At 75.1% G+C, this 22,639-nt stretch carries 21 protein-coding genes; 13 read left to right on the forward strand and 8 right to left on the reverse strand.

Annotated elements, in window-relative coordinates; all coding sequences use genetic code 11:
- The first annotated feature begins 6 nt into the window (after nt 1-6).
- Both ACPPVO_RS15865 and ACPPVO_RS15870 read left to right on the forward strand, forming a co-directional pair.
- Entirely contained in the window at nt 7-1,200 is a 1,194-nt protein-coding gene (locus ACPPVO_RS15865; RefSeq protein ID WP_426511966.1) for an endonuclease/exonuclease/phosphatase family protein, read from the forward strand.
- Nucleotides 1,201-1,253: 53 nt separating this feature from the next.
- The gene (locus ACPPVO_RS15870) at nt 1,254-2,693 is read left to right on the forward strand and encodes a B12-binding domain-containing radical SAM protein (protein WP_426511967.1); all 1,440 of its coding nucleotides are present in this window, start codon (nt 1,254-1,256) and stop codon (nt 2,691-2,693) included.
- Here ACPPVO_RS15870 and ACPPVO_RS15875 read toward each other — a convergent pair.
- Nucleotides 2,640-3,296 carry a response regulator transcription factor gene (locus ACPPVO_RS15875; protein ID WP_426511968.1) on the reverse strand — a complete coding sequence of 219 codons (657 nt, stop codon included), beginning with the start codon at nt 3,294-3,296 and terminating at the stop codon, nt 2,640-2,642. The genes ACPPVO_RS15870 and ACPPVO_RS15875 overlap by 54 nt on opposite strands.
- On the reverse strand, nt 3,293-4,915 hold the full coding sequence (locus ACPPVO_RS15880) for a sensor histidine kinase (RefSeq protein ID WP_426511969.1): 1,623 nt from the start codon (nt 4,913-4,915) through the stop codon (nt 3,293-3,295). Before ACPPVO_RS15880 ends, ACPPVO_RS15875 begins: the two co-directional genes overlap by 4 nt.
- 69 nt (nt 4,916-4,984) lie before the next feature.
- On the opposite strand from ACPPVO_RS15880, the gene ACPPVO_RS15885 reads away from it, so the two are divergent.
- The 4 genes from ACPPVO_RS15885 to ACPPVO_RS15900 all read left to right on the forward strand — a co-directional run bounded on the left by ACPPVO_RS15885 (nt 4,985) and on the right by ACPPVO_RS15900 (nt 7,936).
- Entirely contained in the window at nt 4,985-5,524 is a 540-nt protein-coding gene (locus ACPPVO_RS15885) for a hypothetical protein (RefSeq protein ID WP_426511970.1), read from the forward strand.
- Between the two features lie 29 nt (nt 5,525-5,553).
- Entirely contained in the window at nt 5,554-6,402 is an 849-nt protein-coding gene (locus ACPPVO_RS15890) for an NAD(P)-dependent oxidoreductase (RefSeq protein ID WP_426511971.1), read from the forward strand.
- Entirely contained in the window at nt 6,399-7,625 is a 1,227-nt protein-coding gene (locus ACPPVO_RS15895; protein ID WP_426511972.1) for a serine hydrolase domain-containing protein, read from the forward strand. Before ACPPVO_RS15890 ends, ACPPVO_RS15895 begins: the two co-directional genes overlap by 4 nt.
- Nucleotides 7,626-7,729: 104 nt before the next feature.
- On the forward strand, nt 7,730-7,936 hold the full coding sequence (locus ACPPVO_RS15900) for a dihydrofolate reductase family protein (RefSeq protein ID WP_426514636.1): 207 nt from the start codon (nt 7,730-7,732) through the stop codon (nt 7,934-7,936).
- A 33-nt stretch (nt 7,937-7,969) separates the two neighbouring features.
- On the opposite strand, the gene ACPPVO_RS15905 is transcribed toward ACPPVO_RS15900, so the two are convergent.
- Both ACPPVO_RS15905 and ACPPVO_RS15910 read right to left on the reverse strand, forming a co-directional pair.
- Nucleotides 7,970-8,293: a YciI family protein gene (locus ACPPVO_RS15905; protein ID WP_360381509.1), complete on the reverse strand. Its 324-nt coding sequence runs from the start codon at nt 8,291-8,293 to the stop codon at nt 7,970-7,972.
- 20 nt (nt 8,294-8,313) lie between these two features.
- A complete protein-coding gene (locus ACPPVO_RS15910; protein ID WP_360381507.1) occupies nt 8,314-9,318 on the reverse strand; it encodes a LacI family DNA-binding transcriptional regulator in 1,005 nt (334 codons plus the stop codon).
- Nucleotides 9,319-9,459: 141 nt separating this feature from the next.
- Here ACPPVO_RS15910 and ACPPVO_RS15915 point away from each other — a divergent pair, with 141 nt between their 5' ends.
- Together ACPPVO_RS15915 and ACPPVO_RS15920 are read left to right on the forward strand one after the other, a co-directional pair.
- Nucleotides 9,460-11,322: a ricin-type beta-trefoil lectin domain protein gene (locus tag ACPPVO_RS15915; protein WP_426511973.1), complete on the forward strand. Its 1,863-nt coding sequence runs from the start codon at nt 9,460-9,462 to the stop codon at nt 11,320-11,322.
- Between the two features lie 66 nt (nt 11,323-11,388).
- Nucleotides 11,389-11,649: a DUF3303 domain-containing protein gene (locus tag ACPPVO_RS15920; RefSeq protein WP_426511974.1), complete on the forward strand. Its 261-nt coding sequence runs from the start codon at nt 11,389-11,391 to the stop codon at nt 11,647-11,649.
- On the opposite strand, the gene ACPPVO_RS15925 is transcribed toward ACPPVO_RS15920, so the two are convergent.
- Nucleotides 11,561-12,145: a hypothetical protein gene (locus ACPPVO_RS15925; protein ID WP_426511975.1), complete on the reverse strand. Its 585-nt coding sequence runs from the start codon at nt 12,143-12,145 to the stop codon at nt 11,561-11,563. The two genes, ACPPVO_RS15920 and ACPPVO_RS15925, sit on opposite strands and share 89 nt — an antisense overlap.
- Nucleotides 12,146-12,224: 79 nt before the next feature.
- Between ACPPVO_RS15925 and ACPPVO_RS15930 the strand changes: the two genes are divergently transcribed.
- Nucleotides 12,225-13,544 (forward strand): ATP-dependent 6-phosphofructokinase, encoded by a 1,320-nt coding sequence (locus ACPPVO_RS15930; RefSeq protein WP_426511976.1) that lies wholly within the window; start codon nt 12,225-12,227, stop codon nt 13,542-13,544.
- 4 nt (nt 13,545-13,548) lie between these two features.
- Here ACPPVO_RS15930 and ACPPVO_RS15935 read toward each other — a convergent pair whose 3' ends face one another.
- Nucleotides 13,549-14,592: a 3-deoxy-7-phosphoheptulonate synthase gene (locus tag ACPPVO_RS15935; protein WP_426511977.1), complete on the reverse strand. Its 1,044-nt coding sequence runs from the start codon at nt 14,590-14,592 to the stop codon at nt 13,549-13,551.
- 273 nt (nt 14,593-14,865) lie between these two features.
- Here ACPPVO_RS15935 and ACPPVO_RS15940 point away from each other — a divergent pair, with 273 nt between their 5' ends.
- Nucleotides 14,866-15,435, forward strand: coding sequence for a CBS domain-containing protein (locus ACPPVO_RS15940; RefSeq protein ID WP_426511978.1), 570 nt, complete (start codon nt 14,866-14,868; stop codon nt 15,433-15,435).
- On the opposite strand, the gene ACPPVO_RS15945 is transcribed toward ACPPVO_RS15940, so the two are convergent.
- Nucleotides 15,419-15,901, reverse strand: a complete 483-nt coding sequence (locus ACPPVO_RS15945; protein ID WP_426511979.1) for a chemotaxis protein CheX — start codon at nt 15,899-15,901, stop codon at nt 15,419-15,421. The two genes, ACPPVO_RS15940 and ACPPVO_RS15945, sit on opposite strands and share 17 nt — an antisense overlap.
- Nucleotides 15,902-15,981: 80 nt before the next feature.
- On the opposite strand from ACPPVO_RS15945, the gene ACPPVO_RS15950 reads away from it, so the two are divergent.
- The 3 genes from ACPPVO_RS15950 to ACPPVO_RS15960 are packed head-to-tail and all read left to right on the forward strand — an operon-like array spanning nt 15,982 to nt 22,146.
- Complete coding sequence (locus ACPPVO_RS15950) at nt 15,982-16,572, forward strand: class I SAM-dependent methyltransferase (protein WP_426511980.1); 591 nt, start codon at nt 15,982-15,984, stop codon at nt 16,570-16,572.
- 16 nt (nt 16,573-16,588) lie between these two features.
- Entirely contained in the window at nt 16,589-19,366 is a 2,778-nt protein-coding gene (locus tag ACPPVO_RS15955; RefSeq protein ID WP_426511981.1) for a hypothetical protein, read from the forward strand.
- Nucleotides 19,363-22,146, forward strand: a complete 2,784-nt coding sequence (locus ACPPVO_RS15960) for a hypothetical protein (protein WP_426511982.1) — start codon at nt 19,363-19,365, stop codon at nt 22,144-22,146. The genes ACPPVO_RS15955 and ACPPVO_RS15960 overlap by 4 nt, the downstream gene beginning before the upstream one ends.
- Before the next feature lie 14 nt (nt 22,147-22,160).
- On the opposite strand, the gene ACPPVO_RS15965 is transcribed toward ACPPVO_RS15960, so the two are convergent.
- Complete coding sequence (locus tag ACPPVO_RS15965) at nt 22,161-22,637, reverse strand: hypothetical protein (RefSeq protein WP_426511983.1); 477 nt, start codon at nt 22,635-22,637, stop codon at nt 22,161-22,163.
- Nucleotides 22,638-22,639: the final 2 nt, after the last annotated feature.

A 22,639-nucleotide genomic window follows, 5' to 3' on the forward strand; every position in this document is an offset into this window, starting at 1 on the left:
CGTGACATGCGGCTCGCTACGTTCAACGTGGAGAATCTCTTCGCCCGGGCCAAGGCGATGGACAACACCGTGCGCGAGACCGGCCAGCCGGCGCTCGCGGCCTTCGAAGCCTTCAACCGGATCGCGGCGCACGACGAGTACACCCCGGAAGACAAGGCGGCGCTGCTCGACGCCCTGGTGACGCTGGGCGTGCTCGTGCAGACCCGCGACGGGCGGCGGCTCAACCCGCGGCAGTTCGACACCGCGTGGGCCCTGCTGCGCGAGAACCGCGGCGACTTCCTCGCCGCGCCCGCCGACCGGGAGCCGCACATCGTGGCGGCCGGCCGCGGCGACTGGACCGGCTGGGTCGAGCTCATCACCGAGCCCGTCGACGAGACCGGCACCCGGATGACCGCCCGGGTGATCGGCGACCTCGCCGCCGACGTGCTCTGCCTCGTCGAGGCCGAGAACCGGCCCGCGCTCGTGCGGTTCAACGACGAGCTGCTGGGGCGGCGGTACGAGCACGCGATGCTCGTCGACGGCAACGACCCCCGCGGCATCGACGTCGGGCTGCTGTGCACCGGGGACGTCGGCATCGACTGGGTGCGCAGCCACGTCGACGTGCCCGACCCGGCGGTGGCCGGCAAGCGGCTGTTCAGCCGGGACTGCCCGCTGTACAAGCTGCGGCTGCCCGGCGGCGAGGACCTCTACCTGCTGCTGAACCACCTCAAGAGCCAGTCGTTCGCGTCCGGCGACCCGGACCCGCTGCGCTCGCGGCAGAGCGCCGAGGTCCGCGCCCTCTACGACCGGCTGCGCGCCGACGGCGCCGACTACGTCGCGGTCCTCGGCGACTTCAACAAGGGCCCGGACCGCCGCGACCCCAAGCACCACCCGACCCTGGAGCCGCTGCTCGACGCCGGCTCGCCGCTGGTCAGCTGCTACGACCTCGACGCCTTCGGCGGGCTGTTCGACCCGAAGGACACCGGCCAGGAGCGGCCCGGCACGTTCCAGTCCTGCACCATCTCCAACCGGCTCGACTACATCCTGCTCTCGCCCGCGCTGGCGGCGAAGGTGACCGGCGGCGGCGTGTTCCGCAAGGGCCTGTGGGGCAGTCCGGAGAACAAGAAGCCGCCGAAGCTGTGGGGCATCTACCCGGAGCTGACGGCGGCCAAGCACGGCGCGAGCGACCACGCGGCCGTCTGGGTCGATCTCGCTTTCTGAATGCACACACATCCGCCACCGCATGCGCCGAAACACGTCCTAGCGTCGGGGGCATGCGGGTCCTGATGATTCTGCCGGCGCTCACCGAGGCCACGAGTCCGCTGTTCCGCCCGATCAAGTACTCCCTCTTCCCGCCGCTGGGGCTGGCCACCCTCGCGGCGTACCTGCCCGACGACGACGACGTGCGGATCGTCGACGAGCACGTCGAACGCTTCGACCCGGCCGGCGGGGACCGGCTTCCCGATCTCGTCGTGATCCAGGTGTACATCACCTCGGCGCGCCGTTCCTACGAGCTCGCGGACTGGTACCGGGCCCGCGGGGTATTCGTCGCCCTCGGCGGGCTGCACGTCACCTCGCTGCCCGACGAGGCGGCCGCGCACGCCGACGCGGTCTTCCTCGGGCCGGGCGAGGACACGTGGCCCGTGTTCCTGGCCGACCTGCGGCGCCGGGCGCCGCGGCCGCGGTACACCTCGAAGCAACGCACCCTCGAGCACCTGCCGCCGATCCGGCGCGACCTGATCCAGCGGCATCGCTACCTGGTGCCCAACTCGATCGTGGTGTCGCGCGGCTGCCCGCACCACTGCGACTTCTGCTACAAGGACGCCTTCTTCGAGGGCGGCAAGTCGTTCTATACCCAGGCCGTCGACGCGGCGCTCGCCGAGATCGACCGGCTGCCCGGCCGCCACCTGTACTTCCTCGACGACCACCTGTTCGGCAACCGCCGCTTCGCGCTGGCACTGTTCGAGGGGATGCGGGGCATGGGCCGCGTGTTCCAGGCGGCCTCCACGGTCGACGCCGTGCTCGCGCCGGACCTGCTCGAGGCGGCGGCCGGCGCCGGGCTGCGCAGCCTGTTCGTCGGCTTCGAGTCGGTCAACGCGGCCAACCTCGCGGCCCAGCGCAAGCGGCAGAACATCGGGCGCGACTACGCGGCCGTGGCCCGGCGCATCCACGACGCAGGGGCGATGGTGAACGCGAGCTTCGTGTTCGGCATGGACGAGGACGGGCCCGACGTGTTCGACCGGACGGTGGAGTGGGCGGTCGCGCAGGGGATCGAGACCGCGACCTTCCACATCATGACGCCGTACCCGGGCACCGGCCTGTTCCGCCGGATCGAGGCCGAGGGGCGCATCGTGCACCGCGACTGGGAGTTGTACGACACCCGCCACGTCGTCTACCAGCCGCGCGGGATGACCGCCCGGCAGCTGGAGGACGGGTACTGGCGCGCGTACAAGGACTTCTACCGCTGGGGCGCGCTCTGGCGGGGCGCCGCGAGCCACGGGCGGGCCGGCGACCGGCTGCGGCACCTGGCGTACGCGGGGGCCTGGAAGAAGTTCGAGCGCGTCTGGGACGCCCTGATCCGCACCCGCCAGGTGCTGCACGCCCTGCCGCTGCTGGAGGCGGCGCTGGGCAGCTTCGGGGGGCGGCGCCCGGAGCGCGGCTCAGGCGCGCAGCAGCGACAGGACGGCGAGCACGCGGCGGTTGGTGTCCGGTAGCGCGGGCAGCCCGAGCTTCAGGAAGATGCTGCGGATGTGCGCCTCGACGGTGCGCTCGGCCAGGAACAGCCGCTCGGAGACGGCCACATTGGACAGTCCCTCGGCCATCAGGGCGAGGATCTCGCGCTCGCGCTCGGACAGGGCGCCGATGCCCTCGTCGGCGCGGCGGCGCGGGCGGCGCATGACCCGCTCCACGACGAGCGGGTCGATCGCCGTGCCGCCCGCGAGGACCCGGCGCACGTCGGCCAGGAAGCGGTCGATGTCGGTGATGCGGTCCTTGAGGAGGTACCCGACCCCGGCCTCGCCCTGCTCGAGGATCGTGACCACGTCGCGGGTCTCGATGTACTGCGACAGCAGCAGGATCGCCAGCCCCGGCTCCTCGCGGCGCAGGCGCAGCGCGGCCCGCAGCCCCTCGTCGGTGAAGGTCGGCGGCATGCGGATGTCGACGATGACGGCGTCGGGGCGCTCCTTCGCGACGCAGCGCAGCAGCTCGTCCGCGTCGCCGGCCGAGCCGGCGATCTCGAAGCCCTCGGCCGCGAGCAGCCGCTCCAGCCCGACGCGCAGCAGCAGGGAGTCGTCGGCGAGCACGATCCGGTCGGTCACAGCGACTCCTCGGGTGTCAGCGGCAGTCGGGCGGTCAGCCGGGTACCGCCGCCGGGTGGGCTGTCCAGCAGCAGGTGGCCGCCGCACGCCTCGACCCGGTCGCGCAGCCCCTCCAGGCCGCCGCCGGGCACGAACGCCGCGCCGCCCGCCCCGGTGTCGCGCACGAGCACGACGAGCTCCTCGTCCGCCGTGGTGAGCCGCAGCTCCAGCTCGTCGGCGCCGCCGTGCTTCTCGGCGTTCGTCACCGCCTCCAGGGCCACGTAGTACGCGGTCACGGCCGTCTCGTCGCTCAGCGCCGCGCCGCCGACCCGGTCGTCGACACGCACCGCCACGGCCGACCGCTCCGCGATGCTCTCCAGGGCCCCGGCGAGGCCGTGCAGGACCAGCGCCGGCGGGTTCATGCCCCGCGCGATCTCGCGCAGCTCCGCCACCGCCGTGTCCAGCTCGGCCAGGCCCTGGTCGAGCAGCGGCGAGGTCGTCCCGGCGGCCCGCTGGGCGCGGCGCAGCAGCAGCGACGCGGCGATGAGCCGCTGCTGTACCCCGTCGTGGATGTTGCGCTCGATGCGGCGCCGCTCGGCGTCGGCGGCCTCGACGATCCGGCGCCGGGAGCGCTGGACCTCGTCGAGGCGCAGCTGGTTGTCCAGGACCAGCGCGGCCATGCGCAGCACCGCGTGCAGCACGTCGGGCGCGGCGGCCAGCGCCGGGTCGTGGGCGAGGGCGCCGACCGCGCGGCCGCCGGCCCGCAGCGGGGTCACGACCGTGTGCGGGTGGTCGCGGGCGTGCGCGGCGACCTCGTCGAGGGCGAGCACCTCCAGGCTGGGGTCGCCGAGGGAGGTGCGCAGGGCGTCGCGCAGGGCGGCCGGGGCGGGCTGCTCGGCGCCGAGGGCGGCGACGAGCGAGCGGATCGCCGGCGGGGGCGGCTGGCTGCGGGCGAGGCTGAGCCAGGCGCCGACCGGGATCGCGGCGCTGCCGGCGTAGTAGACGATCTCGGGGATGGAGCCGCCGACGTACCAGTCGGCGCTGACCACCGCGGTCGCGGCGACGTTGCCCAGGTTGGCGATCCAGAACGGGGTGTAGGCGGCACGGTACAGCGGGGTTGCCGCACGGTACCGATGGAACAGGAAGAGCAGCAGGAACACGCCCACGGCCGGGTAGGTCGCGGCCCGCAGCTGCAGCAGGCCGGCGGTCCCCGGCGGGTGCCCGGGCGTCAGCCACCACGCCAGGAGCGCGGCCGGCCAGAACAGGTAGCCGGCCAGGGCGGTCGCCCGGTCCAGCCTCCCGCGCAGCCGGCCGATCGGGATGACCAGCGCGCAGTGCAGCACCAGCGGCTGGTACACCATCCCCAGCATCAGGTCGTCGCGGAACAGCCCCGGTAGCGCGATCCGCCCCGCCCCGTCGGCGAGCCAGCACAGCCCGGCGGCGAGCATGAGCGGGCCCATCCGCGAGTCCGGCCGCTCCCGCCACATGCGCTGGCCGACCTCGGTGTGCAGCAGGCCGGTGGCCACGAAGCAGGCCAGCTCCCACGCGCCGAAGGCGTCGCGGCCCAGCACCGCGACGGCGACGGCCGCGGCCGCCGCCAGACTCCGCAGGGCCGTGCGCACCACCGTATCGTCGGGCACCCGACGTATCAGGGGAATACGTGCTGACACTGATGTCCGGGATCCGGGCCGATTTCTACCTTGAGCGGCATGCGAACCCTCACCGTTTCGGCCACGGCCGCCGCCCTGCTGCTGCTCGCGGCCTGCTCCTCCCCGAAGACCGCCGCCCCCACGGTCGCTGCCCCGGCGGCGAGTCAGGCCCCGGCCACGTCCGCCGCACCCACGTCCGCCGCACCCACGACCGCGGCGGCCGGCAAGCTCACCCTCGACGTGGTCAAGTCGCAGATCCAGCCCGTGTTCGTCAAGGACCCGGACTGCCCGAAGGGGGAGTGGGTCACCGACCCGGCCAACATCGACGCGAAGTACCGCGCGAACGTGACGGCGTTCGGGGAGTACGACTGCCACCTGGCGGACGGCGAGATGATCCCGCACCGGGTGGCGCAGGCCGTCTACCTCACCTTCCAGGACTCCCACACGATGAACGACTACGTGGACAACGAGCTGGGCATGGTCCCCTCGCTCGTCGACGGCACCACGGTCGTGGTGATCGGTTCCGGGCTGAAGACCGTGCAGACGCGCCCGATGCTGCGCAGCATCTCGCAGGCGTGCGTGTGCGGTCACGTCACCTGAGCCGCGGGCCCCGTGGCACGATCGAGGGCATGACACTGGCAGTACTGGGCACCGGGATCATGGGCGCGGCCGTCGCCCGCAACTGGCTCAGGGCCGGGCGCGAGGTGCGGGTGTGGAACCGTACCCGCACCCACGCCGAGCCCCTCGCGGCCGACGGCGCGGTCGTGGCCGACAGCCCGGCCGACGCCGTCGCCGGGGCCGACCCGGTGGTGACCATGCTCTTCGACGACGCCTCGGTCGCCGAGGTCATGCGGGCCGCGGCCCCCGGGCTGGCCCCGGGCACCCTGTGGCTGCAGCTGAGCACCGTCGGGGCGGACGGCGCCGACCAGCTGGCCGGGCTCGCCGACGAGCTGGGTCTGGTGTACGTCGACGCGCCCGTGCTGGGCACCCGCGGCCCGGCCGAGCAGGGGAAGCTGCACGTGCTCGCCTCCGGGCCCGAGGACGTCCGGGGCCGGGTCGAGGAGCTGGCCGGGCCCATCGCCGCGAAGGTCACCTGGCTGGGCGAGGCGGGCCGGGGCAGCCGCACCAAGCTCGTCGTCAACAGCTGGGTGGTGACCGCGACCGCCGCCCTCGCGCAGAGCGCCGCCCTGGCCGACGCGATCGGCGTCGACTTCCTGCCGCTGGTCGCCGGCGGGGCCCTCGACCTGCCGTACGCGCAGTTCAAGGTCCCCCTCATGCAGCGGCGCGACTACCCGGTGGCGTTCCCGGCGGCGGGCGCGGCCAAGGACGCCCGGCTCGTCGGCGAGCTCGCCGCGGCGGTCGGCGTTGACTCCTCGGTGGTGGACGCGGCCCGCGGCCTGCTCGACGAGGCGGTCGCCCGCGGGTTCGGCGAGGACGACATGGCGGCCGTGTACGAGGCCGTCCGCTCGCCCGAGTGAGGCTGACCCGGCGCGGCCTGCTGCTGCTGAGCGCCGCATCCGTGACCGCGGCGTGCGACGCGCCGCCGAGGACCGTCCACGCGCCGGCCGAGGCCGCACCCCCGGCCGGCACCTCGGCGTGGTCGATCCCGGTCGGGACGCCCGAGGCCTGGGCCACCCCGCCGGTGACCCGCTACGAGGCCGGGCTGCGCGCCGCGGTCGGCCGCTACCTGAGCACAACGCCGGAGAACCCGCAGCACCCGCTGTACCCCGGCGGCGTCGCCTTCGCCGCGCTCGACGGCCGCGTCGCCGCGCACTTCGCGGTCGGCGACGCGGTGCGGTACGCGGCGGACAAGACCGAGCTGCCCGCCGCCGGCCGGGTCCCGGCCGGCCCCGGCACCCTCTACGACCTGGCCTCACTGACCAAGACGTTCACCGCCGTGCTCGCCCTGCGGCTGGTCGAGCGCGGGCAACTCGACCTCGACGCGCCGGTGTCGCGGTACGTGCCGTTCTTCGAGGCCAAGCCCGGGATCACGGTCCGCATGCTGTTCACCCACACCTCGGGCCTGTCGAAGGACACGCCGCTGTCCGGCGACACCCCCGACGAGCGCCTCGCGTCGGTGCTCGGGCAGCCGCCGGTCGCCGCGCCCGGGACCGGTTTCCTGTACGCCGACCAGAACTTCATCGCCCTGGGCGCGATCGTCACCGGCCTGCACGGCGAGCACCTCGACACCCTCGTGCGGCGCGAGATCGCCGCGCCCCTGGGCCTGGCCGACACCGGGTACCTCCCGCCGCCCTCGCTGCTGCACCGCATCGCCGCGACGGAGGGTGGGATCCGCGGTACCGTCCACGACCCCGCCGCGGCCGGACTGGGCGGCGTGGCCGGCCACGCGGGCATCTTCTCGACCGCGGCCGACGTGGCCCGGTTCGGAAGGGCCCTGCTCGACGGCGGCGGCCCGCTGCTCAAACCGTCCACTGTGGAGCAGCTCCGGACGAACCAGAACACGCGCTTCGGCGCCGCGGCGGCGCACGGGCTCGGCTTCGACATCGACCAGAGCTGGTACATGGGCCGCCTGGCGGGCCGCGGCGCCTTCGGCCACACGGGCTTCACGGGCACGTCGATGGTCCTGGACCCGCACCGCCGCGCGATCCTGGTCCTGCTGACCAACCGCGTCCACCCGGACGCGAGCCGGGGCAGCGCCAACCCGGCGCGCAAGGCCGCCGCAAACGCGTTGATCTCCTAGCCGGCCTCCGCGTCGACCTCACCGACGTCGTCGACGGCGAGCTGCTCGAGGGCGACCCCGCCGCGGTACGCGAGCTGAAGGCCACCGCCGGCCGCGATCTCCTCATCGGCGGGGCGAACCTCGCGGCGCAGGCCTTCGCGGCCGGCCTGGTCGACGAGTGCCAGCTCCTCGTCTGGCCCCACGTCGTCGGCGGCGGCAAGCCGGCCCTGCCGGCCGACATGCGCGGCGCCCTCGAGTTGCTCGACGAGCACCGGTTCGCCAACGGCGTCGTGTACCTCCGCTATCGCACTCCCGGGCCGGGAGGCGACTGACCCCCGAGCGAAGCGGGTCAACCGGCGAGCGGGTCAGTCCTCCGCGACGCCGGGGGTCATGACGACCGTCCACGTGCGGACGGTCACGGCGAGCAGGCCCGAGCGCACCGCCTCGTCGTCGGACTCGGCGAGGCGCCGCGCGTCCTCGAGGGTCGGCGCGGCCAGTACCGTCATGCCCTCGTCCACCGCGCCGTCCGTATCGTCGAACGGTCCGGCCGCGACTAACGTGCCGTCCTCCGCCCGCCGGTTGAGAAACGCCAGGTGCTCCTGGAAGCCCGGCTGGTCGGTGATGCGGACGCCGGGGGTGGCGGCCGGGCCGGGGCGGTGCTGCAGGACGAACCAGATGCGCGGGGTCATAGCCACCAGGATCGCACCCGTCACACGGGCGGCGGCGGGGCGGTCGAGGAGCGCACCACGAGCTCGGTGGCCAGCTCGACGTGCAGGGCGTCGAGCTCGTGCTGCTCCAGCAGCCGGACGAGCAGCGACACGGCCATGCGGCCCATCTCCTGCAGCGGCTGGCGCACCGTGGTCAGGCCGGTCGCCTGGGCCAGGTCGAGGTCATCGAAACCGGTGATTGACAAATCCTCCGGCACGCGCAGGCCCCGCTCGGCGGCGGCCCGCAGCGCGCCGACCGCGGCCTTGTCGTTGAAGCAGACCAGCGCGGTCGGGCGCGCCGGCTGGTCGAGCAGCTCGCCGGCGGCGCGGTGGCCGCGCCCGGTGGTCGGCTCGACGCTGCGCAGCAGCTCCGCGGCGGGGAGCACGCCGACGTCGGCGAGGGCCGCGTTGTGCCCGGCCAGGCGGGCGTCGCTGGCCAGCCACTCGGTCGGGCCGCCGATCACGCCGATGCGGCGGTGGCCGAGCTCGACCAGGTGGCCGGTGAGGCGGCGGGCGCCGGCGAAGTGCGCGGCCGAGACCGAGACGATGTCGCGGGGGAGGGTGGTGCGCGGGTCGACGACCACGAACGGCATCCGGCGCCGCTGCAGCTCCACGAGGTCGTCGCCGGGCTCGGGGGGCAGGATCACGATGACACCGGTGACCCCCTCGCGCCCGTCGAGGTCGGCCAGCAGCGGGGTGCGCTGGCCCGCCTCGCCGGCGGTGAGCACGAGCTGGCGGCCGTGCAGGGTCAGCGTCTCGGCGATCGAGGAGACGATCAGGCCGAAGTAGTCGGTGAGCACGTACGGGCAGCGCACGAAGACGGCCCCGCCCTTGGACCGGCCGCTCACCCCGATGCGGGCCCGCAGCCGCTCGGCCGCCTCGTGCACCAGCGCCCGGGTGGCGGGCGTGACCGCGTGGTGGTCGTTCAGCGCGCGCGACACGGTCGCGATCGACATGCCCGTCTCGGCCGCGATGTCGCGCACGGTCACCCGTCGATGCCCCGCCATCGGCGCGCCTCTTTCTATAAGGACTCTTGACAGTCAATCCCCGCAGCGGTTTGCTGATGCCCAGCGATGTTACAGGACGTTTCATTCCGTTACATCGCCGTCGGCGTCCGCACCGCCTTCATATTGGCCGAGGAGGCCGCAATGCACCGCCCCCGCATCAAGCTCCGCTACGGGATCGCCGCCCTCGCGGCGGCGACCGTCGGCGTGGCCGGCTTCATCGCCGCGCCGAACGCGCTCGCCGCCGGCGAGTCCGTCAACGTCTGGCTCACGACCACCAGCGACGCCGGCGGCCGCACCGTCACCCGCGGCCTGGCCCAGCAGCCGGCCTTGACCTTCACCACCGGCGTGGGCAGCGGCCAGACCATCACGGTCAACGATGCCACCAAGTACCAGACGTTCACCGGCGGCGGCGCCTCCTTCACCGACACCGCGGCCTGGCTCATGAACAGCTCCGGCGCGCTGTCGGCGAGCACCCGCACCGCCGTCATGCAGAAGCTCTTCGACCCGGTCAACGGCATCGGGCTGAGCTTCCTGCGCAACCCGATGGGCGCCTCCGACCTGGCCCGCAGCGGGTACTCCTACGACGACCGCCCGGCCGGCCAGACCGACCCGGGCCTCGCCAACTTCAGCATCGCCCACGACCTCGCCGACGTACTGCCGCTCACCAAGCAGGCCCAGCAGCTCAACCCGCAGCTCACGACCATGGCGAGCCCGTGGACGGCGCCGGGCTGGATGAAGGACAGCGGCAGCCTCAACGGCGGCTGGCTGCAGTCCCAGTACTACGCGGCCTACGCCCAGTACTTCGTGAAGTACGTCCAGGCGTACCAGGCCCAGGGCGTCAAGGTCGACTTCGTGACCCCGCAGAACGAGCCCACCTGCTGCGCCGGGTACCCGTCGATGAGCTGGAACGCCAATGGCCTGGACTTCTTCGTCGGCTCGAACCTGCTGCCCGCCTTCCACGCGGCCGGGCTGTCCACCAAGGTGCTGGTGCACGACTGGAACTGGGACGTGTACGACTCCTACGCCGCCCAGTCCGTCAACGACGCCGCGATCCGCAACGACTCCCTGTTCGGCGGCATCGCCTGGCACGGCTACGGCGGCGACGTCACCAAGCAGACGTCGGTGCACAACCAGTACCCGGCGGTCAACGCCTACAGCACCGAGCACTCCGGCGGCACGTGGATCGCGAACCAGCAGCAGGAAGACATGCTCAACATGATCGACTACGGCCGGAACTGGTCCAAGAGCTTCACCAAGTGGAGCCTGGCCGTGGACCAGAACATGGGCCCGCACTACGGCGGCTGCGGTACCTGCACGGGCCTGATCACCGTCCACAACGGAGACTCGCGCTCCGGGCAGGTCGACTACACCATCGAGTACTACACGATGGGCCACCTCACCAAGTTCGTCCGGCCCGGCGCCTCGCGGGTGGACTCCACGGCGAACGCGAGCGTGCCGAACATCGCGTACCTCAACCCGGACGGGACCCGCGCGCTCATCGCGTACAACAACACCGGCAGCACCCAGGCGGTGACCGTCAACTGGAGCGGCCAGCACTTCACGTACAGCCTGCCGGCCAAGACGTCGGCGACGTTCACGTGGAAGGCGGGCACGTCGACGCCGACCCGGACCGGCCAGATCACCGGGCTCGGCGGCAAGTGCGTCGACGTCGCCGGCGGGGGCTCGGCCAACGGCACGGCGGTGCAGCTGTACACCTGCAACGGCACCGGCGCCCAGCAGTGGACGGTCGGCACCGACGGCACCCTGCGCGCCCTGGGCAAGTGCCTCGACGTGACCGGCGCGACCGCGACGGACGGGACGAAGGTGCAGCTGTACGACTGCAACGGCTCGGCCGCGCAGACCTGGACGGCGAACGCGGACGGGACGCTGCGGGCGCTCGGCAAGTGCCTCGACGTCACCGACAACTCGACGGCCGACGGCGCGCGGCTGCAGATCTGGACCTGTTTCGCGGGCGCGAACCAGCGCTGGAACCTGCCCGCATGAGGACGCCCGGGTCCCGGACGACGCCGGTGGGGTGGTCGTCCGGGACCCGGTCGCTACCGTGAGCACATGCTGTTCATGGTGGTCGAGACGTTCCGCGGCGGACAGGCGCGGCCGGTGTACGAGCGGGCCCGCGAGCAGGGCCGGATGATCCCGGAGGGCCTGCGGTACGTCGACAGCTGGGTCACGGCCGACTTCGGCCGCTGCTACCAGCTCATGGAGTGCGACGACCTGACCCTGCTCATGACCTGGGTCGCGCGCTGGAACGACCTGGTCGACTTCGAGATCGTCCCGGTCGTTGCGTCCGCTCAGGCGTCGCCGCTGCTGTGAGCCGGCGCCAGCCCGGCCACTCCAGGCGCAGCTCCTCCCCGGCGCCCAGCTCCGCCCAGGCCGCGGCGGCCCGGTGCAGCGCCCGCGCCGCCGTGCGCAGCTGCTCGACGGTCAGCGGCATGAACGGCTCGCGCGCGGCGAACCGGGGCAGGTCGGCATCGGACAGCGCGGCGGCGCGCTCGCACAGCCCGCCGATGAGCTCGGCGCGCTGCAGCCGGTCGCGGTGCTCGCGGATCATGTCCTTGGAGCGCTCGGCCGCGTGCGGCGGCCGCCGGCCCGCGACGTGCCGCATGCTGTGGAAGACCACGCCGCCGGCGATCGCGCCCCAGATGCCGTCGGGCACCGCGAGGGCGTCCTCGACCGTGTAGTGCACGAGGTCGTGCGGCGTCTCCGGGCCGGCCGGGCCGGAGTCGAGCCGGTAGACGACGCCGTCGTCGCGCTCGACGACGACATGCGCCCGCTGGTGGTCGGGGAACCGGATGAAGGTGACCCGCATGCCCTCAGCTTGGCGCGCCACCGCCGGCCGCCTCAACCGATTAACCGGCGCGAAACGCCGCGGGCGGACGATGGTGCGCATGGTCGACGAACGCGCGCGGCTCGAGATCGCCCGGCTCGGCGAGGGGCGGATCGACTCGCCGCTCTCGGCCCTGCTGCGCCGCCAGGGCACGACGTGGCATTACGTGGACGAGGCCGACCGGGTGCTGCTGGACGACACCGTCGCGCTGGTCGCCGCGCGCGGCGTGCCGGTGGCGGAGCTGCCCGGGTTCGAGCCCGGCGGTCCGCGCTCGAAGATCTACTTCGACCCGTCCAAGACGCGGGTCGGCATCGTCACGTGCGGCGGGCTGTGCCCGGGCCTCAACGACGTCATCCGGGCGCTGGTGCTGGAGCTGACGAACCACTACGGCGTGCGCCGGATCGTGGGGTTCCGCAACGGGTACCAGGGGATGACCGCCCGCTACGGCCGGCCCGTCGTGGACCTGGACCCCGACGCGGTGGCCGGCATCAACGAGTACGGCGGCACCATTCTCGGCACGTCGCGGGGCAACCAGGACCCGGACGAGATCGTGGACTGCCTGGAGCAGCTCAGCATCAACGTGCTGTTCGTCATCGGCGGTGACGGCTCGATGCGCGGCGCGCTGCGCATCGCCGAGACGGTCGCGGAGCGGGGCCTGCGCATCGCCGTCGTCGGGGTGCCGAAGACCATCGACAACGACATCCCGTACATCGAGCGCTCGTTCGGCTTCCAGACGGCCTTCGGCAAGGCGACGGAGGCGATCCGCGCCGCGCACGTCGAGGCGACCGCGTTCCCCAACGGCATCGGGCTGGTCCAGCTCATGGGCCGGCACTCGGGCTTCATCGCCTGCTATGCGGCGCTGGCCAACAACGACGCCGACTACGTGCTCATCCCCGAGGTGCCGTTCGCGCTCGACGGGCCCGGCGGGTTCCTCGAGCACCTGCGCCGGCGGGTCGTGGACCGCGGGCACGCGATGGTGGTCGTCGCGGAGGGGGCGGGGCAGGAGTACCTCACCGCGAGCGGCCGCGACGCGTCCGGCAACGTGCGGCTGGAGGACTTCGGGCGCTACCTGCGGGGGCGCATCGCCGAGCACTTCGCCGCCGCCGGGGTCGAGGCGAACCTCAAGTACATCGACCCGAGCTACACCATCCGCAGCGTCCCGGCCGACCCGTACGACAGCGTGTACTGCATCCGCCTGGCCCACGCCGCCGCGCACGCCGCGATGGCGGGGCGCACCGAGATGGTCGTCGGCCGCTGGCGGGGCCGGTTCGTGCACGTGCCGATCGCTCTGGCCATCAGCTCCCGCAACCTGGTCGACCCCGACGGCGACCTGTGGCTGTCCGTGCTCGAGGCGACCGGACAGCCACCGGTCTTCGCCTGAACGCTCAGCCGCGGCGGGCGCGCACGGCGGCGGCCAGGTCGTCCAGCAGCGCCTCGGTCGTGTCCCAGGACATGCACGCGTCCGTGACGCTCTGGCCGTAGGTCAGCTCGCCCCCGAGGTCCTGCCGCCCGGCCGCGAGGAAGCTCTCCAGCATGACCCCGGCGATCCCCTCCTGGCCGGCCGCCACCTGCTCGGCGACCTCGCGGGCCACGACGGCCTGGCGCACGTGGTCCTTGCCGCTGTTGCCGTGGCTCGCGTCGACCACGAGCCGGCGCGGCATCTGCGCCTTCTCCAGGCGGGCGAGCGCGTCGGCGACGTCGCCGGGGCCGTAGTTCGGGCCGGTGCGGGCGCCGCGCAGGATGATGTGGCAGTCGGGGTTGCCGGCCGTGGAGACGACCGCGGCCCGGCCGTCCTCGTCCACGCCGAAGAACACGTGGCGGCTCGCGGCGGTACGGCATCCGTCGATCGCCACCTGCACGTCGCCGTCGGTGCCGTTCTTGAACCCGACCGGCATCGACAGGCCCGAAGCGAGCTGGCGGTGCACCTGGCTCTCCGGCGTCCGGGCGCCGATCGCGCCCCACGACACGGCGTCGGCGATGTACTGCGGGCTGGTCGGCTCGAGGAACTCGCACCCGACGGGCAGGCCGAGCCCGAGCACGTCGAGCAGCAGCCGCCGGGCCAGGCGCAGCCCCCGCGGCACGTCGAAGGTCTCGTCGAGCCCGGGGTCGTTGATGAGGCCCTTCCAGCCGACGGTGGTGCGGGGCTTCTCGAAGTACACCCGCATCACCACGGCGAGGTCGGCCGACAGCCGGCCGGCCGCGACGGCCAGGCGCTGCGCGTAGTCCACCGCCGCCACCGGGTCGTGGACCGAGCACGGCCCGACGACCACGAGGAGCCGGTCGTCGGCGCCGGTCACGATGCCGTGCACGTCGTCGCGGCCGCGCTGCACGACCGCGGCGCGCTCGTCGTCCATCGGCAGCTCGGCGACGAGCTCCCGCGGCGAGAACAGCGGGCGGTATCCGGTGACGCGCAGGTTGCTGGTTTCCATGCCTTGGGTCCTCACCGCTGAAATGGGAGGCGGGCCCGGTCACACCAGCCCGCCGTCTGACACGACGAAGGGCAGAGACTCCGACGTCTCTGCCCTTGCTGGCTCCGGGTGTACTAGGTCAGCGCAAGCGGCCGCCGGCTCCACCCGGAGCCACGGTAAACGCGCGATAACCCAGCATCACGCGGCCATGGTACCCCACGGACGGGTCCTTCGGCCCTACGACCCGGCTCCGCGCCCCGCCTACGGTCGGGGCAGATGCGAAGGAGGCCCGGAATGAGCCGGTGGAATGTCGCGGATGTCATGACCTTCGGCGCGGTGTCGGTGACCCCGGACACGCCGTTCAAGGCGATCGTCGACCTGCTGGAGGCGCACGGCGTCAACGCGGTCCCGGTGGTCGATGCCGCCGATCACGTGGTGGGGGTGGTGTCCTCCGCCGACCTGCTGCCCCGGATCGAGCACGCCGGCTCCGGCAAGGCCCGCGCCGCCGTGGCGGGCGAGCTCATGAGCGCGCCGGCCATCACCGTCGCGGGCACCGCCCCGCTGCCCACGGCGGCCCGGATCATGGAGTCGGCCGGGCTCAGGCGCCTGCCGGTCGTCGACGGCACCGGTCGCCTCGTCGGCCTGGTGACCCGCCGCGACCTGCTCAAGGTGTTCCTGCGCAGCGACGAGGAGATCCGCCGCGAGGTCGCCGGGCTGTGCTCGCGGTCCGGGGTCGAGGTGGAGGTGGCCGACGGCGTGGTGACGCTGCTGGGCGCGGTCCGGCGCGAGGCGGCGATCCCGTCCTTCGTGCGGCGGGTCGAGCGCGTCGACGGCGTCGTGGACGTGGTCAGCCTGCTCGGCTAGCCGGCACCTCCAGCACCGACAGGTGTACCGGCCACTGCTCGAACGCGGTCCGCAGCTCGCACGAGGCGGTGCTGCCCGGGCAGACCACGTCGGCCTCGCCGAGCACCACCTGGGGCAGCGCCACGACCGACGGCTGCGGCAGGAGGCTCTTCACGTTGCCGGCGATGATGTTCATGAGCTCCCCGGCGGCGTCGACGACGTCCTCGGGGCGGACGCTGCCGGCCGGCATCTCCAGCATCGCCGCGGCGATGGCGGCGGCCCCGTCGGCCCGGCAGCGCAGGAGCACGTGCCCGTTCCAGGCGCCCGCGATCGACACGCCGGCCGTCACGTCGAACGGCCCGGCGCAGGCATCGGCGGGCGGCGGACCGGCGGGTGGCGTCCCGCCCGGGTACGCGGTCCACACCTGCCACACGATCCCCTGCAGGGCATCGGCGCCGACCACCCCGTCGTCGAGTTCGGAGCGCATGAGTTGCTGATCGGCCGGCGGGCGGCCCGGTTGAGCATTTGGATAGGTTTGCACCGCAAGTTTCACGAGAGGGGGCCCGCGTGGCCGAGGACGAGAACGCCTGGCTGCGGCGCAAGGCCGAGGAGCCGGGGCACGTCGGCTGGTACGTCCAGCGCTTCCGCGACCTCGCCGCGGGCGGGGCCGACCTGGCGGGGGAGGCCCGGCTCATCGACGCCATGGTGCCCCGCGGCGCGCGGATCCTCGACGCCGGCAGCGGCACCGGGCGGGTCGGGGCGTTCCTGCACGCGGCCGGGCACGAGGTGGTCGGCGTCGACCTCGACCCCGAGCTCGTCGCCGTCGCCGAGCAGGACCACCCGGGCCCCACCTGGCTCGTCGGCGACCTCGCCGAGCTGGAGCTGCCGGTGGCCGGCTTCCACGCCGTCGTCTGCGCCGGCAACGTCATCGCCTTCGTCGCCCCCTCGACCCGGGTCGAGATCCTGCGCCGGTTCAAGGCCCACCTGGGCGAGGGCGGGCGGGTCGTGGTCGGCTTCGGCGCGGGGCGCGGCTACGCCTTCGACGACTTCCGCGCCGACGCGGCCGCCGCCGGGCTGCGTGAGGACCTGCTCCTGTCGACGTGGGACCTCCGCCCCTTCACCGCGGCATCGCAGTTCCTGGTGGCCGTGCTCGGCTGACGCTAGGGTCAGGCCGATGTGGGGGCTGGTGTTCGGGGCGCTGCGGGCGCGGCGGGTGCAGGCGCTGGTGATGCTGGCTCTGGCCGCGGTGACCGCCGTCGCGGCCGGGATCGCGGCCGGGGCCGCCGGCACCGCCGGGGAGAACGCCGTGCGGGCCCGGGTCGCGGCGGCCACCGTCGCCGAGCGGACCCTGCGCGTGCGCGGCACCGTGTCGAGCGGCGACCGGCCCGAGGACACGCTGCGGCACATGTCCGCCCTCGTCGACGTGCCGGTCGACGAGCGCGCCGGCGGCCTGCGGGTCCCCGGCGACCTGGTCGACCCGGCCGGCCCCCGGCGGCAGAGCGCCGAGCTGCGCTCGGCCGAGCAGCTGTGCGGCAACCTGAAGCTGCGGCAGGGCCGGTGCGTCGGCGCCGACGGCGAGGTGGTGCTCCCGGAGGAGCTGGCCCGGCTGCTCGGCGTCGAGGTCGGCGCGAAGCTCGTGCACGAGACCGGGCTGACCGGCGTGCCGGTCGCCCTGGAGGTCGTCGGCATCTTCACCCCCGCCGACCCGGCCGGCTGGTTCTGGGCCGGGCAGGACGGCGTGGCCGCCTACACCACCGCCCCCACGGTCACCGCGGCCGAGGCGACCCTCACCGCCACGTTCGACGCGGTGCTGGAGCCCGGGGCGTTCGACGACGCCGCCGAGCTGCGGACCGTCCTCGACCGGCTGCGCAACGCCCGCTTCGAGGTCACCTCCGGCGCGCCCGCCCTCGCCGAAGCGGTGGCCGCCGACCGGCGCTCGGTGCACCGCGGCGTCGGGCTCGCCGAGGCCCAGATCCTGCTCTTCGGCGGGCTGGCGGTCGCGGTCGCGGCCGCCTACGCCGCCCAGGAGCGCCGCGGCGACGCCGCCCGGCTGGCCGTGCGGGGCCTGCCCGGCTGGCGCATCCGGGCCGCGACCGCCGGGCAGAGCCTGGTGCCGCTCGCGGTCGGCTCGATCTGGTCGCCGCGGCTGTTCGCGGCCGGGGTCGTGATCGTGGCCGCCGCCGACTGGAGCGCCACCCGCGGCGGGGTCACCGACCTGATGCGCGACGTGCGCCCGCGCCGCCCGCTCGCCGCCGCCACCGCCGAGGTCTGCGCGCTCGGCCTCGCCGGCGCCGCCCTGTTCCAGATCGTCGCCGCGCCCGCGGCCGACGTGCGCCGCGACACCGGCTTCGGCCTGGCCCAGGTCGCCCCGCTGCTCGTCGCGGCCGGCCTCGGCGTGCTCGGCACCCGGCTGCTGCTGGCCGGCGCCGGCCTCTACGGGCGCCACGCCCTGGCCGCGGGCCGGCTGAGCGCGGCCCTCGCGGGGCTGACGCTGGGGCGGCGCCGCACGGCCTTCCGCATCATCCCCGTCCTCGCCGCGGCCACCTGCGTGCTGGCCCTGGCCGCCCAGGACTGGCAGGGCGGGGCCGCCGCCCGGGCCGACCGGGCCCGGGTGGAGCTCGGCGCCGACCGGGTGCTGCGCGTCGCCCCGGTCGCGCGGGAGCGGCTGCTCGCCGCGGTCCGCGCGGCCGACCCGGGCGGGCGCGAGGCGATGGCGGTGGTCGTCACCGGCGCGGCCGGACCCTCGCCCGTCGTCGCCGTCGACGCCGGGCGGCTGCGCGCGGTCGCGGGCGTCGACGGGGCCGCCCTGCACCCGGCCGCCCCGGCGCCGCTGCGCTTCACCGGCACCGACCTGGCCCTGCGGGCCGGCGGCGACGGCAACCGGGTGCGGGTCCTGCTCGCCGCCGACGGCACCGGCGAGCAGGCCGTGGCCGAGTTCGGGCCGCTGTCGCACCAGCCGGAGCCCTTCACCGCCGTCGTCCCGGCCTGCGCGCGCGGCTGCCGCGTCGAGGCGGTCGAGGCCGACCGGGGGACGGTCGAGCTGCGCGAGCTCACCGCCGGCGGCGCGACGGTCGTCGCCGGGGACGTCTTCGCCGACCCGGCCCGCTGGCGCACCACGGTCGCCCAGGCCGCGGCCGGCATCCAGGTCGTGCAGACCGCCGGGGTGCTGCGCCTCGGCGACGCGCAGCCGCGCACCCAGCGGCCGGTCGACAGCCGGCTGTACGTCGTGGACGCCCCCGTCCCGCTGCCCGCCCTCGCCGCCGGGGGCGCCGCGGACAACGACCGCCACGACCAGCCCGCGGTGAGCGTCTTCGGCGCGTCGGTACCGCTGGCCCCGCGCCCGGCCGCGCTCGTCCCGCGCGGCGGCGGCTCCGGCATCCTCGTCGACCTCGAGTACGCCGCCCGGATCACGGCCGTGGCCGTCGGCACCGTCCCGTCCGCCGAGCGCCCCGAGGTGTGGCTGGCCGCGGGCGCCGGCGACGCCGTCATCGCCCGGCTGCGCTCGGCCGGGCTCGACATCACCGGCAGCGACAGCCTCGCCGCCGCCACCGCCCGCGCCGACCGGCTCGCCCCGGCCGTCACCGCGCTCGGCGACGTGGCCGGCGCCGGGATCGTGCTGCTGCTCGCCGCCGTGGCCGCGTTCGTGGTCGCCGCCGTCGACCGCCGCGACCGCGACGCGGAGCGGGCGGCGCTGCGCCGGCAGGGCCTCCCGCGGCGGCTGCTGGCGCGGGTCGAGCGGCGCACCGCGGTCGTCCCCGTGCTCGTCGCCGTGGTGCTCGGCGTCCTGGCGGCGGTACTGCTGCGGGCCCTTGCCCCTCCGCCCGTGCGGGCCTTCACCGACCAGTGGCCGGTGCCGACGCCCGCGGTCCAGCCCCTGGCGCTGCTCGTCGCCGGGGCGGCCGCGCTGGTGCTCTTCGGCGCCGTGGCGCTTGTCCGGGCGGGCCGCCGATGACCGCGCTCGTGCTCGGGATGCTGCGCTCCCGCCTCGGCCGGGCCCTCACCGTGGCGCTGCTCACCGCGCTGGCCACGGTCGCCGCCGTGGCCGCGCCGGTCTACGTCGCCCGCACCGACCGGCAGATCGTCGACGCCGCCGTCGCCCAGGCCTCGGTGAGCGAGCGCAACATCCTCGTGAGCGGCACGGTCGAGTCCGGCAACGACGGCACGATCCCGAACACGTTCGAGCGCCTGGGCTCGGGCTGGCTCGACGCGCCCGGCTACACGTCGGTCTTCACCGCCCAGTTCGCCGCGCAGCCGGCCGCCGTGCCGGTCGCCGATCCCGAGCAGCTTTCCCGGGTGGTGTACCGCGAGGGCCTGTGCGACCACGTCGCCGTCGTCGCCGGGCGGTGCCTGATGGGCACGGGCGACACGGTGCTCGGGGTGAACGCGGCCGAGCGGCTGCACCTGCGGCCCGGCGACGCGGTCGAGCTGACCGGCTCGATGTACGACTCGACGAACAACCGCTACCTCGCCGCCGGCCCGCCCACCCCGCTCACGGTCGTCGGGATCGTGCGCGCGACCGACGGCACCGAGCCCTACTGGGGCAGCGGCGGCGCGCTGACCGACGCCGGCGGGCCCGCGTACGTCGTCGACCGGCGCACCCTGGCCACCATCGCCCGCCCGGCCGACCTGCAGACCTTCGACGCGTACCCGGAGCCGGGCGCGATCAGCGTGGCCCACCTCGCCCAGCTGCGCGAGTGGGTGGACGAGTCCGAGCGGCGCAGCAACAGCGGCGCGCGGCTCACCACCGAGCTCGGCAACCTGCTCGACCGCATCGACGCGCGCCGGGCCGACGTGCGCCGGACGGTGCCGTTCGCCGTCGCCCCGATCCTGGTGCTCGCCTGGGCCGTCATCATCCTCGCCGTGGCCGCCGCGACCCGGGCCCGCCGCTTCGAGCACGGCATCATCGCGCTGCGCGGCGTGTCCCGCCCCGGCCGCTGGTGGCTGGCGACCGGCGAGACGCTCGTCCCGATGCTGCTCGGCGCCCTGGCCGGGTTCACCGCGATCGGCGGCTGGAGCACCCCCGGCGCCCCGCTCTACGCGGCCGTGGCCGTGCTCGGCGCGCTGCTGGCCGGCCTGGCGGTCGGCATCCGCACCGTCTCCGGCCCGGTCACCACGCTGCTGCGCCGCATCGACGCGCGCGGCGGGCGGTGGGGCGCCCGGCTCGCCGCGTTCGCCGCCGTGGCCGCGGCCGCCGCCACGTTCCAGGTCCGCGGCTCCAGCGGCGGCGTGGCCGGCCTCGCCCCCGCGCTGGTCCTGCTGGCCGCCGCGCTGCTGGCCGCCGTCGCCGCCCCGCCCCTCGCGGCCCGCCTCGGCCGGCTGGCCCTGCGCCGCGGCCGGCTGACCGGCGCGCTCGCCGGGCTCGGGCTGGCCCGCCGCCCGTCGTCGGCCCGCCTGCTCGCCGTGCTGGTGGTCGCCCTGTCCTCGCTGGCGTTCGCGGCCGCGGCCACGACCACCGCCGGGCAGCGCCGCGACGAGCGCGCCGATCGGGAGATGGGCGCCGCGACGGTACTGTCGGTCAGCGCCCCGAGCCGCCGCGCGCTGCTCGACGCCGTGCACGCCGCCGACCCGGGCGGCCGCCACGCGATGGCGGTCGTGCCGTTCCCGGGCGGCCTGGCCGTCGACGCGCCGCGCCTCACCTTCGGCGACGGCCTGTCCGCGCGGCTGCACCCGAGCGACCTCGGCGAGCCGGCGGTCGTGCGTGGCAGCAGCCTCAGCCTCGACATCACCGTCACCCACCTGGACCGCACCGACGACGCGTTCTCCGCCGTCGTCGCCCCGCTCGACGGCCGCCCGAACGCCACCGTCGAGTTCGGCGCCGTCCGGCCCGACCGCCACACCTACACGGCGGCCGCGCCCTGCTCCGGCGGCTGCCGCCTGCTCCAGATCGCGTTCCGCCTGGCCACGTACGCCGGCCCGGCCCTGGAGCTGACCCTGCACAACGCCCCGGCGACGGCCTGGCAGGCCCCGCCCGGCGGTACCGCCACGGCCCAGGGCGCCGACGTCCTGCTGAAGCTGCCGCCCGGCCCGGGCGCCGGCACCGGGGTCCTGCGCCCCGGCAACGGCCCGGCGGTCCTGCCCGTGGTGTCGACCGGCCCGCTGCCGCCGGACGGCCAGCTGACCGTCTTCGACCGCCAGCGCCCCCTGCCGGCGACGGTCGCCGCGACCGTGCCGCGCCTGCCCCGCCTGGGCACCAGCGGCCTGCTCGTCGACCTCGAGTACGCCGACCGCCTCTCCACCGACAGCTCCGCGACCGGCGCGCAGGTGTGGCTCTCGGCCGACGCGCCGCCGGCGCTGCTCGACGCGCTCGCCGCCAACGGGGTGACGGTCACCGAGCGGCGCACGATCGCCGACGCCCGGGCCGCCCTGGCGGGGGAGGGCTCGGCGCTGGGCCTGCGCTTCTACCTCGTGGCCGGCCTGCTGGCCGTGGTCCTCGCGGCGGCGGCCCTGCTCAGCGGTACCGTCGAGGGCTCCTCCGGCGACCTGCGGGCGCTGCGGGCCCAGGGCCTGGCGGCGCGGCGGGCCCGGGTCGTCGAGCCGCTCGCCGCCCTCCTGCTCGTCGCGTTCGCGGGGGTGGTGGCGGTGCCGGCCACGGTGGCGGCCTGGGCGGCCGCGGCCCCGCCCGAACTGCGCGGCGTGCCGTCGCTGGGGCCGCCGGCCCTGGCCCTGGGGGCGGCGCTGCTCGTGCTGGCCGCGGTGGCGGTGCTGACGGCCGCGCGCCCCCGCCGCCCCTGACGGTGCCGCGGTGACTACGAGCGGCGGCTGATGAACGTGTGGATGCGGGCCGCGATCTCCGGCAGCTCCTGCATGCCGTCCACCACGAGGTCGGCGAGCTGGCGGCCGGGCGCGACGGTGCGGGCGTGGGCCTCGCGCCCGCCGTCGAGGTACGCGCGCAGCACCTCCCGCGGGTCGTCCTGGCTCAGCGCGCGCCGGGCCAGGCTCAGGTCCAGGGGCGTGTCGACGTAGACCGTCCAGCGGGCCGCCCACCGGATCGGCGACAGTGCGAGCGCGTACACCCCCTCGACCACGACGAGCGGGGCCTCCTCGTGCGAGTCGAGGCGCTGCTGCAGGGACGGCAGGTCGACGCTGTGCTGGTCGGGGCCGGCGCTGTCGGCGAGCCCCACGACCGGCGCGTCGAGCAGCCGGGCCACCGCGTCGGCGATGGTGCTCTTGCCCGCCCCCGCCGGGCCGCCGATGACGAGCAGGGGCGGCAGCACGCGCATCACGA

Origin of the sequence: Dactylosporangium sp. McL0621, from assembly GCF_049995355.1 — a bacterium.
GTDB lineage: Bacteria > Actinomycetota > Actinomycetes > Mycobacteriales > Micromonosporaceae > Dactylosporangium.